Annotated in this window: 15 protein-coding genes; 11 read left to right on the forward strand and 4 right to left on the reverse strand. The window is 40.1% G+C overall.

Translation table 11 applies throughout. The features are described 5' to 3' along the window. Positions 1-16: 16 nt before the first annotated feature. A complete protein-coding gene (locus H7T88_RS07850) occupies positions 17-376 on the reverse strand; it encodes a hypothetical protein (RefSeq protein ID WP_139168873.1) in 360 nt (119 codons plus the stop codon). Positions 377-593: 217 nt separating this feature from the next. On the opposite strand from H7T88_RS07850, the gene H7T88_RS07855 reads away from it, so the two are divergent. The 6 genes from H7T88_RS07855 to H7T88_RS07880 all read left to right on the forward strand — a co-directional run bounded on the left by H7T88_RS07855 (position 594) and on the right by H7T88_RS07880 (position 5,745). Beyond that, positions 594-1,307, forward strand: coding sequence for a hypothetical protein (locus tag H7T88_RS07855; RefSeq protein ID WP_221787954.1), 714 nt, complete (start codon positions 594-596; stop codon positions 1,305-1,307). A 92-nt stretch (positions 1,308-1,399) separates the two neighbouring features. Continuing rightward, positions 1,400-1,789 (forward strand): GntR family transcriptional regulator, encoded by a 390-nt coding sequence (locus tag H7T88_RS07860; protein ID WP_090919013.1) that lies wholly within the window; start codon positions 1,400-1,402, stop codon positions 1,787-1,789. A 12-nt stretch (positions 1,790-1,801) separates the two neighbouring features. After that, entirely contained in the window at positions 1,802-2,704 is a 903-nt protein-coding gene (locus tag H7T88_RS07865) for an ATP-binding cassette domain-containing protein (protein ID WP_221787955.1), read from the forward strand. Positions 2,705-2,724: 20 nt separating this feature from the next. Continuing rightward, positions 2,725-3,627 (forward strand): ABC transporter ATP-binding protein, encoded by a 903-nt coding sequence (locus H7T88_RS07870; protein ID WP_090918540.1) that lies wholly within the window; start codon positions 2,725-2,727, stop codon positions 3,625-3,627. Continuing rightward, positions 3,620-4,918, forward strand: coding sequence for an ABC transporter permease (locus tag H7T88_RS07875; RefSeq protein WP_221787956.1), 1,299 nt, complete (start codon positions 3,620-3,622; stop codon positions 4,916-4,918). The genes H7T88_RS07870 and H7T88_RS07875 overlap by 8 nt, the downstream gene beginning before the upstream one ends. A gap of 557 nt (positions 4,919-5,475) precedes the next feature. After that, a complete protein-coding gene (locus H7T88_RS07880; RefSeq protein WP_221787958.1) occupies positions 5,476-5,745 on the forward strand; it encodes a hypothetical protein in 270 nt (89 codons plus the stop codon). Positions 5,746-5,852: 107 nt separating this feature from the next. Here the strand turns inward: H7T88_RS07880 and H7T88_RS07885 are convergent, their stop codons facing one another. Genes H7T88_RS07885 through H7T88_RS07895 form a run of 3 tightly spaced genes read right to left on the reverse strand, consistent with a single transcriptional unit; the run spans position 5,853 to position 7,099 of the window. Continuing rightward, positions 5,853-6,431 carry a TetR/AcrR family transcriptional regulator gene (locus H7T88_RS07885; protein WP_221787960.1) on the reverse strand — a complete coding sequence of 193 codons (579 nt, stop codon included), beginning with the start codon at positions 6,429-6,431 and terminating at the stop codon, positions 5,853-5,855. Between the two features lie 13 nt (positions 6,432-6,444). Beyond that, positions 6,445-6,756, reverse strand: coding sequence for a DMT family transporter (locus H7T88_RS07890; protein ID WP_221787962.1), 312 nt, complete (start codon positions 6,754-6,756; stop codon positions 6,445-6,447). A 1-nt stretch (position 6,757) separates the two neighbouring features. Further along, the gene (locus H7T88_RS07895; protein ID WP_221787964.1) at positions 6,758-7,099 is read right to left on the reverse strand and encodes a DMT family transporter; all 342 of its coding nucleotides are present in this window, start codon (positions 7,097-7,099) and stop codon (positions 6,758-6,760) included. A gap of 339 nt (positions 7,100-7,438) precedes the next feature. Between H7T88_RS07895 and licT the strand changes: the two genes are divergently transcribed. The 5 genes from licT to H7T88_RS07920 all read left to right on the forward strand — a co-directional run bounded on the left by licT (position 7,439) and on the right by H7T88_RS07920 (position 14,103). After that, positions 7,439-8,281 carry a BglG family transcription antiterminator LicT gene (gene licT, locus H7T88_RS07900; protein WP_123067279.1) on the forward strand — a complete coding sequence of 281 codons (843 nt, stop codon included), beginning with the start codon at positions 7,439-7,441 and terminating at the stop codon, positions 8,279-8,281. A 105-nt stretch (positions 8,282-8,386) separates the two neighbouring features. Further along, entirely contained in the window at positions 8,387-10,330 is a 1,944-nt protein-coding gene (locus tag H7T88_RS07905) for a beta-glucoside-specific PTS transporter subunit IIABC (protein WP_221787966.1), read from the forward strand. Between the two features lie 29 nt (positions 10,331-10,359). Continuing rightward, positions 10,360-11,790, forward strand: a complete 1,431-nt coding sequence (locus H7T88_RS07910) for a 6-phospho-beta-glucosidase (RefSeq protein ID WP_312027589.1) — start codon at positions 10,360-10,362, stop codon at positions 11,788-11,790. A gap of 31 nt (positions 11,791-11,821) precedes the next feature. Next, positions 11,822-13,252, forward strand: a complete 1,431-nt coding sequence (locus tag H7T88_RS07915; protein ID WP_210090497.1) for a glycoside hydrolase family 1 protein — start codon at positions 11,822-11,824, stop codon at positions 13,250-13,252. Positions 13,253-13,524: 272 nt separating this feature from the next. Further along, positions 13,525-14,103 carry a TetR/AcrR family transcriptional regulator gene (locus H7T88_RS07920; protein WP_221787970.1) on the forward strand — a complete coding sequence of 193 codons (579 nt, stop codon included), beginning with the start codon at positions 13,525-13,527 and terminating at the stop codon, positions 14,101-14,103. Positions 14,104-14,163: the final 60 nt, after the last annotated feature.

Raw genomic sequence — 14,163 nt, forward strand, 5'->3', positions numbered from 1 at the left:
GACAGAGCAGGAATTGTTAGTCTCCGCCGCCACCGCTATCTCCACCTCCGCCACTATCCCCACCGCTGTCGCTGCTTCCGTGATCACTGCTCGAATGATGATGAGAGCCCGAAGAAGAATCTATATCGTGATGTTTGTGATCGTGATGGAGTCGGTGGTCGTGAGTGGGCCTGGTATGCGAGTCCGTCGAAAAGTCAGAGGTCATCATAGAAGAAGACGTAGCCGAGCTAGACGAATGATGATGCTGTCTGGACTGTCTGGAATGCCTTTTGCTGTCACTTTTGCTCTTAACCCGACCTGGCTCACTTCGAATGATGAGCCAGATCATCGCAAGGATAAAACCAAATACAAGTATGGGCTCAATAAGCCATCCCATAGGGTGATCATTCCTCTCAACTAAAATCGCTGTGTATATCTTATCGCAGAATGGATTCTTTTCCTATCCTGCTTTCCTGATTCAGGAAAAAAAGGGGTTGACGGGACATGCGATAGGTCTGTATACTGTGTATATTGATATACACACTAGACACAGTGATCAAAACAAAAGCACAGTCAACCAGATGAAGGAAGACAGTTGAAAGGCAGGCATAGATATGGATGCATGGAAGCAAGCGTGGTGGCTAACCCGTAACGATTATAGTAAGGATAAGCTGCAGTGGTTATGGTCTGCCATATTTATGATCTACACAGGCAGTATGAGCGGCGTAATGCTGATTGGGCAGCAACAGAGTAATTTTATTAACCCGGTAGTAGATGCGTTTTTTCTCATTATGCTCCCGTTCCTAGGATTTCTTTTCAGCAGACGTTCCTTCCGCTACATACAAGAAGATTCCTACACACAGTTGCTCGCCTTTTATCGAAGGCTCCCGATTCCGAATGAAACTGTGATGTGGTCAAGACTGCAGCAATCTCTGATTGCATTCGCATATAATGGTTTTTTCTTCTACGGATCATTATATGCAGTCAGATTACACAAGGAAGGTTTCACATGGGATCAGTATTTAGCCTTTGCGCTGAGTTGCACAGGATATGGACTCCTGATTACGGGATTATATATTTACGGAGAGTTTCTCTTCAGTGGTAAAAAATATTTGATGCTTAGCTTTATGTTCTTACCGATGGCCGTTGTGATAGCTGTTCTGATCCGCCTCTCGGGTAATTATGGATTCTGGTATGTAATACACTACAGTAAACTGTGGGGCTTGTTATCTCCGATCATGTGGATTGCGGTGGTTGCAGGTTTGGCAACATTATGGGGGTTCAGTCGAGTGACGTTGAAGAAGCTTGCCGTGAGAGATCTGAGTTAGAAGGCAGCGGAATTAGTGATAAAAAGAATAAAGGATGAAACCGGCACGTTCAGGCAAGTGAGTGAAGTGTACCGGAGGGCGAGGTGCAAGATGTGAAGATACCCATTCAAATAAATGAGAATAGCGCTGAACCTTTGTATCACCAGATTGAGAACCAATTAAGGTCGTTAATTATAACGGGTCAACTGGGGGAGGGGACACATTTGCCGTCCATTCGTGAATTTGCCGGAGCGCTGAATTGCAGTGTAATTACGGTTAGACGGGTCTATCAGGATCTGGAGAATGAAGGCCTGCTTCGCACGAAGCAGGGGACAGGAACATTTGTGGCCCAGGTTGAGGCGGGAGAACGAGAGAACTACAGGCTGAAGGCAGCGGAGGAAGCGATGCAAGCTGCGGTGCAGTCGGGCAAAGCTGTAGGGTGCACAGAAGAGGAAATGGAAGTTTTGTTCCGGGAAGCCCTAAGAGCAAATTATTCGAAGTAAGGAGGGGGAGGTATGGTGGAACCTATAGCCGTTCAATTAAATGGTGTATCCAAGATGCGTAAACGCAGGGTTATTGGGCCGATTGATCTCACGATTCCGGAAGGATATGTGGTTGCCATTCTGGGGCATAACGGCTCTGGCAAAAGCACATTGCTTAACATGTTGCAACAAATTGTACTACCGGATAGTGGTGAGATCATATGGTTTGGACAGGAGAAGCATTCGGGGATACTTCCGATTGAGCTGAGACAACAGATTAGCTTTGTGGCAGATAACAGTGGTATTGAAGAGAATCGGATGACGCCGCAGGAGGCAGCCGATTTCAGATCACATTGGTACCCAAGGTGGGATATGAAGCTGTTCAAACAGCTTATAACAGACATGGACGTGCCAAGTGATGTGAAGCTGACCAAGATGTCCAAGGGAGAACGGAGGAAGTTTGAAATAGCCGCAGCACTTGCTGCTCGTCCTAAACTGCTTCTTCTGGATGAACCTTCGTCCGGTCTTGATCCTTTTGCTTGGAAGGTAATGGTGGAGCAGTTCCGTGATTATATGGAAGGTGGAGACACAACCATTCTGATTGCCACGCATATTGCAGATGAAGTGAAGCGGCTGGCAGATTACATCGTGCTGATGCACCGCGGGCAGGTTCTGGGTATGGCAGAGAAAGACCTAGTGCTTGAGCAGTGGAAGGAGATCTGGTACGAAGGGGATTTGCGGCCCGAGAATATTCCTGGTGTAGTTGAATCTTTTCAGGAAGAGAATGGTCTGATCCGTGTGATTACAACCCGGGTGAGCGAAGCGCAGGAGAGGTTGGAGTTATCCAATCACCGGGTGCTCAAAATTCGCAATTTGGAACTGGGAGAAGTACTTGAATATTGGATTGCCGGGTATGCACCCGTACAGTGGAGATAACCGAAGGGAGACGATTCTGAATGAACCGATTGGAACTAAAGCAAGTCGTCAAACAGTACGCAGACAAAACAGCTGTCAATGGAGTTACGCTTAATGTAAAAGAGGGCGAGATTTACGGATTGCTCGGAGCCAACGGCGCCGGTAAAACGACAACGATGCGCATGGTGCTCGGTCTGATCCACCCGGATGGCGGTAACATTTTGTACAACGGCAAGCCTTATAACACAGAGCTGCAACAGATTATGGGATATCTGCCTGAAGAACGCGGATTGTATCCGAAGGTAAAAGTGAGCGAACAGATTAATTATCTGGCACGCCTTCGCGGAATGAAAGCCAAGGATGCCGATGAGAGTCTGAAGTACTGGCTGAAGCGGTTCGAAGTGCCGGAGTATTATGATAAAAAGATTGAGGAATTATCCAAAGGAAACCAGCAGAAAATGGGCTTTATAGCCGCGGTGGTACATAGACCGCAGATTCTCATTCTGGATGAAGCGTTTAGTGGACTTGATCCAGTTAACGTAGAGTTGCTTAAATCAACGGTTAAAGAATTACGTGATGAAGGTACAGCCATTCTGTTCTCTACACACCGGATGGAACATGTCGAGGAGTTGTGTCGTCAGATCACGATACTTCATCGTTCTAACACGGTAGTGCAAGGTGAGATTAAGGAGATTAAGAGCCGTTATCCGCGTGAGCAAGTTTACCTCAGTACTCTTGGACAGGTAGAAGGACTTGAGCAGCTGGCAGGTGTGAAACGAGTGGAGCAAAACGAACGTGGATATCAGATTCAGGTCAGTGAGGTTGCAGCCGCTCAGGAGATTTTGAAAACGGCAATGGCACAGACCACCGTGGAGCATTTTGAGATCAAGGAACCAACGCTTAACCAAATCTTTATTCGTGAGGTAGGTGAGTCGAATGAATAAAATGGGCACAATTACAGGTTTCACGTTCAAAAACAAAGTAAAAACGAAGTCATTTATGGTTACTACCATTGTACTTGCACTTTTAATTTCGATTGGACTCAATGTTCCATATTTCATTACTTTATTCAATGGCGGACCAATTGGCGGCGGAGCTTCCGGTAAAAATCCTGTCAACATCGGTCTTCTGACAACGGAACAGCAGGATGTAGCACAGAAGCTGGAAGACTTCTCATCTGCTCAGGGAAATCAGGCGTATCGTTTCATCGTGAGTGGGGATAAGGACGAAGCTGCATTACAGGAAGATGCGAAGGCAGGCCTGATTGATGGTTATTTGAAACTTGAAACGGTAGTAGGACAGGAGTTCCCGAAGCCTGTTTTATATTCCACAGATGACATTTCACCTCAGATCACTACGGCTATTGAATCTGCTCTGCAAAGTGTGAAGCTGGATGTCGTAGTCAAGGATGTACTGACACCTGAACAGAAGGCATTGATTACGACACCTGTGAAGCTGACTGCGGAGAGTCTAAGCGCCGATGATGGTGAGGCTGGAGCTGGTGCGGAAAAATCAATGAGTCCGATCAACTATATCGTTGTGTACTTGTTAATCATCTTGCTGTTCACATCTACGATGATGACAGGTAATATGATTGCTTCCGAGATTACTGCTGAGAAAAGCTCAAGAATCATGGAAATTTTGATTACGAGTGTATCTCCACTCAGTCAAATGTTTGGTAAAATCATCGGTATCTTCATGGTAGGTATGTTACAGATCGGAATCTTCGGCGCAGTTATTGCGGGGAATATTCTATTACCTCACAACCGCGCAGTACTGGATGATTTCAATTTGAGTGTTAGCGACATTAATATTGCTGTAATTGTATATGGATTGATCTTCTATATCCTGGGTTACTTCCTGTACGCAGTGCTGTTCGCAGCCGTTGGTTCAATGGTCAGCCGTACGGAAGAGCTGGGGCAGGCAGTTCTGCCAATCACGATGCTGTCCCTGGTATCATTCTATATTGCACTCTTCAGCATCTCTGCACCGAATATTTTATTGCTCAAAGTTGCAAGCTTCATTCCGTTCACATCACCAACAGCGATTCTTGTACGGATCGGGGCAGGCGTTGCACCGACCTGGGAGATTCTGACGTCTCTTGCCATTCTGGCTGTATCCATTCTGGTCTTTGGCTGGCTCGCAGCTAAAATCTATCGCACGGGCGTACTGATGTACGGCAAACGTCCAACCTTCAAAGAGTTGTTTAAAGCGATGAAGGCGTACAAGATTTAATATTTCAAACGAAGATTGTTAACTTTAAAATAAAATGTCGATAACTTTAATTTAAAATGTCGTTTTCCCTTGATAAATCAAGATTTTTCAACAGAACCTCCGTAAATGCAGAGCGAAATTAGCTTTATAGTATTATGTCGTTTTTGTTGATTTTGAATAATTCATTAAATTCTCGACCTTTAATTTGTTATAACTCAATATTCCCTCCTTATGGTAGACAGTGGCAAAAGAGTCCATGTTACAATGGACTCAAGCACTGGATATAGGAGGGTTTTTTTGTGTGAATAGGAATATTCGTCCATCTGGGGTTGAAGTTTTTGTTGTAAAGACTGGACTGTGAGAGAAGTAAACATTTATGAGTGAGATCTAGCTCACCATCTGTGTTCTTTCAGAAACATTTCAAACTTTAAAGTGAGGGAATTCAATGAATAATTCGAAACTAGGGGATCAGTTTTAAAAAAGAGAGTACTATAGGACAGAATTATAGAGAGAAGTGGGAGAAGAGAAGATCAAGGAAACTCATAGAGATTTATTGTTCGATAGGTGTTATCTTAAGTATGATGAGGGATTTGAAAACAGCAAACGGCAATGATCGTTTTGTGAAGATAAGTAAATTAAATATTGATTTGCATTACATAATTAAGTTTTCCAAGAGAAATAAAAAGGATCTTGCTTTAAAAGAAATAAGAGAGCTTACATTAATATTTTTGCTTAGAATCAAATCAGGTTCAATCTTTGTAGGAGATGTTATCATATTCCTAGAAAGAGTAGAAACCCTGTTAAAGAGTTCAGTGGATCTTAAAAATGATGAGCATAGCCTTAGTTAGAAAAGGAAAGTTAGCATTAAAAGTATAAAAAGCGTAACTGATGGTATCAGTTATGCTTTTTATGTTTTACACAAAATTATACTTAGTTCATATGGATTAATTGAAGATTATTTCTGGATTCCTCTCCAAAATACTTTCCAAGTTTCTTCTAATTTGTTTTCATACTCATCACGAGAAAAGTTTAACATCTGAAAGATCATTCCATCTATAACACACATAAATGAAGCGATAACTGTATTAGCAGGTATAAATCTCTCAGGTTCACTGTCTATAGCTTTTCCGATAATTTTTTTTATTTCCTCTTCAGTCTGTTTGTAGAGTTGAACAAATGTCCCCCTGAATGGATCTGGAGGGAAAAGAAAATATCTATTGATAAAGTGTCCAAGATCATTCTCGTAGACATATTCATTCAATGATCTCATTAGCGTGTATAACTTCTTTTCTACGGAAAAACTCGAAATTTCATCTGATTGATCACGTACAAAATTCATATAATCATTAGTAACATAGTCACATACAATTCCAAACAATTCTTCTTTACTGGAACAATAGGCGTATAGTGAAGGAGCTTTGATATCCACTTCAATGGCAATTTCCCTCATAGAGGTTTGTTCATACCCCTTTATTGCGAATAAATGAAGAGCACTTGTTATTATTTTATTTCTCGTTACTTCACCTTTATTCAAAAAATTCTCCACCTCAGACTAGTTTTAAGCCTACAATACTTACAATTATACCACCAACCATGATTAGCTTGCTAATGTTTCTAGGCTCTTTGAAAACAAACATGCCTAAGAGCACACTTCCTGAAGCACCAATACCAGTCCATATGCCGTAACCGATACTAAGAGGCACTTCTTTTAAAGACACGGATAGAAAGATGAAACTGGATAGCATAAAAATAATAAAGAGGATGGTTGGCTTCAGTTTTGAGAAGCCCTCTGTGAATTTTAAGCTTATTACTCCACCCACTTCCATCAAGCCTGCAATCACCAAAAAAAACCAACTCATACTAATTAACTTCCTCTCTTTCAGGCTTATTGGATATAAATTTTAAACCCATAATGCAAGTGATTAATGTAATGACAAAGAAAATTTTAAGTACACTCACTTCATCTCCAAGGAACAGCATTCCAACTGCTGCGGTTCCAAATGCACCAAACCCTGTGAAAACTGCATAAGCTGTGGATATGGGCAAAACACTTAAGGCTTTGGAGAAGCAAAAAAAACTAAGTGCCATCAGTATTAAGGTTGGTATAACCACGCCTATTTTAGTGAATCCATCCGAATACGACAGACCTAACGCCCAACCGACCTCTAAAAGTCCTCCAATAATAAGATAAAGCCAAGCCATAGTAACTCTCCTTCTGTTTATAAAATTCTTAAAATCTAACTAACGTTAGTTAGATTTTTTAATCCTAATACAGATTTATGATATATGCAATATGTAAATGACGTATTATTCTGAACAAGGTAGTGAAGTATAAAACGTAGATAAAATGAAAAAAATAGTATAAAAAACACTCTTGCTAAAACAAAAGGTCACGATTACAATGGAAGTGTAAGTTAAGGATAGTGATTGTTTAATTACAAGCTAGACCTGCTTGCACATCAAAATTAATTTACGCCATAGTTGCGTTTATTTTTGATGTGCAGACAGGTCTTTTTTATTTGGAAAATAGGGGGGAATGAGATGAATATCCTCAAAATTTTGAACAATAATGTGGCAGTTACTCACGACAAAATGGGTCAAGAAATTATTGTAATGGGCAAAGGGATCGCTTACCAGAAGAAGGTTGGCGATAGTCTGGATCAGCAAAGTATAGATAAAATCTATTCACTTTCTAATAAAGATGCCTTCGTGAAATTCCAGGAACTTCTGTCCGAAATTCCTATCGATTATTTTGAAGTGGCGGACCAAATTATAAACTATGCGAAGTTAACGTTAGGTAAAAAACTCAATGAGAGTATATATATATCGCTCAGTGACCATATTTTCTCGACGATAAGTCGATATAAAGAAGGAATATCGCTTAGAAATGCTTTGCTTTGGGATATTAAACGATTTTATGCAGACGAATTTCAGATTGGTTTGAAGGCGCTTCAATTTATTAAGGAATCTTTCGATATTCAATTTCCTGAAGATGAAGCAGGTTTTCTTGCATTGCATATTGTCAACGCTGAGACTCCCCAAGAAACTCAAGACATTTACAGAGTGACCAAAATCATTCAAGAGATCAGTGATATAGTTAGATATTTTTTTCAAATGGAGTTTGATGAACAATCCGTAGCATTTTTTAGATTTGTCACTCATTTGAAGTTTTTTGCTCAGCGATTAATCAGTGGAAACTTGCATGAGAGTGAGAGTGATACAGATCTATTAGATGTGATCAAAGAGAAACACCCGAATTCTTACCAATGTGTGGGGAAAATCGAAACTTATATTAAGAACAACTACCAGTATAACTTAACAAACGAAGAGAAATTGTATCTAACTGTTCACATCCAACGTGTTGTGCACAAAACAAATTCATAGCAGTTTTCATTAAAGGAGGTGAGGTTTCTTGCAACGCAGGATGGTGACATTAAGTTGGCCAAACCCTTCACTAAGCTGTTTCAGCTAAATTTGGAGGAAAATAAAATGAGAAAATATCAACAGTTGGCCGAGGAAATTGTAAAGACAGTGGGTGGTTCTGAAAATGTTCTTGATCTCACTCATTGCATGACCCGGTTGAGATTTCAATTAAGGGACGATTCCTTACCCAACGATGAAGTATTGAAGCAAATGGATGGCATCGTATCCGTTATGCGTTCTGGTGGGCAGTATCAGGTTGTAATCGGCAATCATGTTTCCGAGGTGTATTCGGAAGTTACCCAACTAACTAAAGGGGGCGAAAAACCAACTGCCCCAATAACAGATAAAGAGATCAAAAAGAAGAAACCCTTTGATGCCTTTATTGATGTCGTGTCCAACTTATTTCAGCCGATTTTGGGAATTCTGTGTGCTGCAGGTATGTTAAAAGGATTTAATATTTTGTTTAACGCGATGGGGCTATATACAGCTGATAGCGGAGCATACATGATCATCAATGCTATGGGAGATGCATTGTTTATGTTTCTTCCTGTGTTTTTAGGATACACATCTGCTAATAAATTTAAAGTGCAGCCTTTTACTGGGATTCTCATTGGACTGGCCATGTGTTACCCTGCTATTCAGTTGAATACCTTGGCAGCAACAAAAGAGCCACTGTATACATTATTTAGCGGTACAATTTTAAGCTCTCCTGTCTATTTGGATGTGTTTGGTATTCCGTTGATTGGTATGAACTATACATCAACTGTACTTCCAGTCATCATCGTCGTATATTTTGCATCAAAAGTGCAGCGTGTGTTGGACAAGATTATTCCAAGTGTAATCAAATTCTTTATTGTACCGATGCTCACGGTCTTTATTTCTTTAACCTTGGGTTTTTTACTGATAGGTCCTTTGGCAAACTACGGATCAGAGCTTATAGCACAGGGAATATTTGCTGTTCGAGATGCGAGCCCATTAGTAGCTGGATTTCTACTGGCATCCCTATGGCAGATTCTTATGGTATTTGGCCTGCATTGGGGAATTATCCCCGTCTATATTAACAACATCACAAGCTTGGGTTTTGACAACGTATTAACTATGGCTTTTGCCACCACGTTTTCTCAAATGGCTATTACTCTTGCCGTCATCGTTAAAACAAAGGATAAAAATTTAAAGGCACTCGGCATACCGGCAGCTGTATCCGCTCTATTTGGTATAACAGAGCCTATTGTTTATGGAATTACCCTTCCGCGAAAAAAATTGTTTATCATGAGCTGTATTGTTTCAGGTATTGCTGGTGGGTTCTATGGCTTCTATAACTTCAGAGAGTTTACCTTTGGAGGACTGGGCATATTTGAATTTATGACCATGTTTGATCCGGAGAATCCAGGAATCAGGAACCTCATGATCGGTATTATTGGTGTTGTTTTTGCTATGGTAGCTTCGTTTGTTTTAACACTTTTCTTGTTCAAGGATGATAAATCCCAGCCAAGCTCTGGCAAAACGATAAACGTATCATCTACACCAGAATCCAAACCAGAGTTGAAATCTGAGAAAAAGCATACGATGCATAGTCCTATGAACGGAGAAGTCGTTCCTATTAAAGAGGTTCAAGACGAGGCGTTTTCGCAAGAACTTTTGGGCAGAGGAATCGCGATTAAGCCTGTGACCGGAGAACTATTTGCACCTTTTGATGGGAAGGTTGTTACATTGTTTCCTACAAAACATGCTTTTGGATTAGTGTCAGATGAAGGAATGGAAGTCCTTATTCATATCGGATTTAATACGGTTCGTCTGAAAGGTAAATATTTCGAGACCTTCGTACAAGAGGGAGACGTTGTTAAACAAGGACAGAAATTGGCTGAATTTAATATTGCGGAGATTGAGAGAGAAGGATATTCGGTTGAAACGCCAATGATCGTTACAAATACAGATAGTTATCTTGAGATTATTGAAACTAAAGGAAAACAAGTAAATGCAGGGGATGTTTTGCTTACAGGTTTGATTTAACAATTTTATCTTAGCAGGAGATGAGAGAAATGGCTTTTAAAGACGGATTTTTGTGGGGCGGAGCAACCTCGGCTAACCAATCTGAAGGAGCTTACAATGTAGACGGAAGAGGCATAGCAAATGTTGATTTATGTCCAACAGGTGATATCCGTGACAGTGTTCTTATGGGTAAAACGAAGATGTTTGATTTTGACGAGAACTATTTTTACCCTGGCCAAGCAGCAATCGACATGTATCACTATTACAAAGAAGACATCGCATTGTTTGCAGAAATGGGATTTAACGTATATCGGTTGTCAATTGCTTGGAGCCGTATATTCCCGAATGGGGATGAGCTGGAGCCAAATGAAGCTGGACTCCGGTTTTACGAAGACGTATTTAAAGAGTGTCAAAAGTATAATATTAATCCTCTGGTGACCATTTCCCATTTTGACGTTCCCATGCACCTTGTTAAGGAATATGGTTCTTGGCGTAACCGAAAAATGATTGATTTCTATGAAAGATTATGTAGGGTGATCTTTAAACGTTATAAGGGCTTAGTGAAATACTGGATTACGTTTAATGAAATTAACATGGTTTTGGAAGCTCCATTTTTATCATCCGGATTGTTCATAGAAGAACACGAAGATGCGGAATTAGTGAAATTTACAGCCAGTCATCATGAGTTGGTGGCCAGCGCGTTAGCTACAAAAATTGCCCATGAAGTAGACTCTGAAAATATGGTGGGATGTATGCTAGCTAGCATTGCCCCATATCCCAGAACATGTGATCCAAAAGATGTATGGAAAGCCAAACAGGTTGAAAACCAGAGCTATTTTTTCATTGATGTTCAGGTTAGGGGTGAATACCCGGCATACACCCTTAAAGAACTGGAACGAAAAAATATTGTTCTACCATTCAAAGAAGGTGATCGAGAGTTATTGAAACAACACACCGTTGATTTCATAGGATTCTCGTATTATTCCTCCAGCGTAGTCAGTGCTGATTCGACACTTACGGATACAATAGGAGGAAACCTATTTCCAAGTTTGCCGAACCCGTATTTAAAGTCTAGTGATTGGGGTTGGCAAATTGATCCGTTAGGATTACGAATTACAATGAATAATATCTATGACCGTTATCAGAAACCTTTATTCATTGTTGAAAACGGCCTAGGGGCTGTAGATGTTCCTGATGAGAGTGGTTATGTAGAAGACGATTACAGAATTTCATATCTAAGTGAGCATATTCGTGCAATGCGGGATGCTGTAGAGTACGATGGCGTAGACTTGCTTGGCTACACCGTTTGGGGACCAATTGATATTGTAAGTGCAAGTACAGGTGAAATGAAAAAAAGATACGGATTCATCTATGTAGATCGAGATAATCAAGGTAAAGGAACACTGAAGCGTTCGAAGAAAAAATCTTTTGAATGGTACAAAAAAGTGATTAAGTCAAATGGTCAAGATTTAAGTGTGTAGCACTAATTTAATGATGAGAGGATAGATGAATATGGCGTCACCATTTCCGAAGGACTTCCTGTGGGGCGGTGCAGTAGCAGCTAACCAGCTTGAGGGAGCCTATAATGTCGATGGTAAAGGTTTGTCAGTACAGGATGTAACGCCAAATGGGGTTACAACACCAAGAACAGAAGGTCCCACCGAGGATAATCTGAAATTGATTGGTATCGACTTTTATAACCGATATAAAGAGGATGTTAAACTGTTTGCTGAAATGGGCTTTAAAGTGTTCCGCACATCCATTGCCTGGTCTCGTATTTTTCCCAAAGGAGACGAACTGGAGCCAAACGAGAAAGGTCTGCAATTTTATGATGATCTGTTTGACGAATGCCATAAATACGGTATTGAACCGCTCGTGACGATTTCGCACTACGAGACGCCGTTGCATCTGTCCAAAACGTATGATGGATGGGTAAATCGTAAAATGATTGAGTTCTACGAACGTTATGTTACGGTACTATTTCATCGTTATAAAGGTAAAGTCAAGTACTGGCTGACGTTTAATGAGATCAACTCTATTGTGGAAGAACCATTCATGAGTGGTGGTATATATACACCAAAAGAAGAACTTTCCGACCAAGACTTATATCAAGCTGTCCATCATGAACTTGTTGCAAGTGCCCTTGCGGTTAAACTGGGCCATGAGATTATGCCAGATGCGAAGATTGGTTGCATGGTGCTGAGTATGCCAACATATCCGCTCACGCCAAATCCAGACGATGTTGTTGCAGCGATGCAAGCAGAGCAGCAAAATGATCTTTTTGCGGATATTCATGCACGTGGCTATTATCCGAAATACATGAATCGTTATTTCAAAGCCAAAAACATCAATATTAAGTTTGAGGATGGGGATGAGGAAATTCTCAAACATACCGTAGATTTTATCTCATTCAGTTATTATTCAAGTATTTGTAAGAGCGGCGATCCAGAGAAGGGTAAGGAGACTCAAGGGAATCTGTTTGCAGGTATCGAGAACCCATATTTGAAAGCGAGTGAATGGGGTTGGCAGATCGACCCTCAAGGCTTGCGCTTAACTCTCAACAAATATTGGGATCGTTATCAAAAACCATTGTTTATTGTTGAGAATGGTCTAGGTGCGATCGATCAGCTGATTACGGATGAAGACGGTAATAAGACTGTCAAAGATGATTACCGTATTCAATACATGAATGACCACTTGGTACAGGTTGGAGAAGCTCTCGAGGATGGTGTGGAAGTAATGGGATATACATCTTGGGGCTGTATTGATCTCGTAAGTGCGTCTACAGCAGAGATGAAGAAACGTTATGGCTTCATCTATGTAGATCGTAACGATGATGGCTCCGGAACACTGGAGAGGTATAAGAAAAAGTCCTTCCATTGGTACAAAGAAGTGATTAGAACCAATGGTGCAAATCTTATAGGAGTTACCAAGAAATTATAATTCATAGGCAAAACCTTAGGCAGGTAGCATTGTAACCTGTCTTGGTTTTGCTTTTTCCTAGTTGTATGGGCATATATTGTTTTCTAGTCAGTTTCCTACTTGAAGAATGAACACTGAATTCAGCCCTTTTATATAAACAAGCAGCTGCATGGTATTCATATCAAAAGAATTAGATTACAATGAAAGATACACTACAACTCTAAATGGACTTTTGATAATAACTTCGCATTATACTACTACAATAATTGTTAATAAACATAAGGAGTATTACGATGAGCGAACAGAAGAAAAAAATCATAACAGCAGCCAGGAATTTATTTCACACCAAAGGGTTTTCTGAAACTTCAATGAACCAAATTATTGAAGCTTCGGAATCTAGTAAGGGTAATTTATATCATCATTTTAAAAATAAAGAAAATCTCTTTGTTTTCATCCTTGAAGAGGATGCTAATCATTGGCTAGAAGATTGGAAACAGGAAGTTGAAAATACACAGGCTGATTCCGATCATATTTTATATGTTCTTGCAGATTATATAGCCAAGTCTAGAGGGAACCTTTATTATCATAAAACAACCGCAGAGTTCTACAGTAGTGCATTTAAATCAGATGAGATCACGGAAAAAATTAAGGAAATAGACAAGTTATATCTTGATTTTTTTGTTAATATCATTAAAGAATGTCAGGCAGTAAACCAAATTAATCCAGGTGAAGATCCAAAATTGTTAGGATATTTTCTCATGTCCTTGTTATTTATAAGTAATGACTATAAACATTATAGTGATGATGTTGAAGTAAAAGAGAATAATTATAACAAAAAAGCCATAGATATTTTCTTGAAGGGCGTAAATTAACAAAATTATTTCAAAATTAAAAATAAAATTGATGTATAATTTTTTTTGTATTATGATTAG

It is taken from the genome of Paenibacillus cucumis (ex Kampfer et al. 2016), from assembly GCF_019748695.1.
In the GTDB taxonomy this organism is placed as follows: Bacteria; Bacillota; Bacilli; order Paenibacillales; family Paenibacillaceae; genus Paenibacillus; species Paenibacillus polysaccharolyticus.

What these genes read in the sequence shown, in the direction of transcription:
- H7T88_RS07855 (WP_221787954.1), top strand. Translation starts at nt 594, where the DNA reads ATGGATGCATGGAAGCAAGCGTGGTGGCTAACCCGTAACGATTATAGT.
- H7T88_RS07870 (WP_090918540.1), top strand. Translation starts at nt 2,725, where the DNA reads ATGAACCGATTGGAACTAAAGCAAGTCGTCAAACAGTACGCAGACAAA.
- H7T88_RS07865 (WP_221787955.1), top strand. Translation starts at nt 1,802, where the DNA reads ATGGTGGAACCTATAGCCGTTCAATTAAATGGTGTATCCAAGATGCGT.
- licT (WP_123067279.1), top strand. Translation starts at nt 7,439, where the DNA reads ATGAATATCCTCAAAATTTTGAACAATAATGTGGCAGTTACTCACGAC.
- H7T88_RS07910 (WP_312027589.1), top strand. Translation starts at nt 10,360, where the DNA reads ATGGCTTTTAAAGACGGATTTTTGTGGGGCGGAGCAACCTCGGCTAAC.
- H7T88_RS07920 (WP_221787970.1), top strand. Translation starts at nt 13,525, where the DNA reads ATGAGCGAACAGAAGAAAAAAATCATAACAGCAGCCAGGAATTTATTT.
- H7T88_RS07875 (WP_221787956.1), top strand. Translation starts at nt 3,620, where the DNA reads ATGAATAAAATGGGCACAATTACAGGTTTCACGTTCAAAAACAAAGTA.
- H7T88_RS07850 (WP_139168873.1), bottom strand. Translation starts at nt 376, where the DNA reads ATGGGATGGCTTATTGAGCCCATACTTGTATTTGGTTTTATCCTTGCG.
- H7T88_RS07880 (WP_221787958.1), top strand. Translation starts at nt 5,476, where the DNA reads ATGATGAGGGATTTGAAAACAGCAAACGGCAATGATCGTTTTGTGAAG.
- H7T88_RS07890 (WP_221787962.1), bottom strand. Translation starts at nt 6,756, where the DNA reads ATGAGTTGGTTTTTTTTGGTGATTGCAGGCTTGATGGAAGTGGGTGGA.
- H7T88_RS07895 (WP_221787964.1), bottom strand. Translation starts at nt 7,099, where the DNA reads ATGGCTTGGCTTTATCTTATTATTGGAGGACTTTTAGAGGTCGGTTGG.
- H7T88_RS07915 (WP_210090497.1), top strand. Translation starts at nt 11,822, where the DNA reads ATGGCGTCACCATTTCCGAAGGACTTCCTGTGGGGCGGTGCAGTAGCA.
- H7T88_RS07905 (WP_221787966.1), top strand. Translation starts at nt 8,387, where the DNA reads ATGAGAAAATATCAACAGTTGGCCGAGGAAATTGTAAAGACAGTGGGT.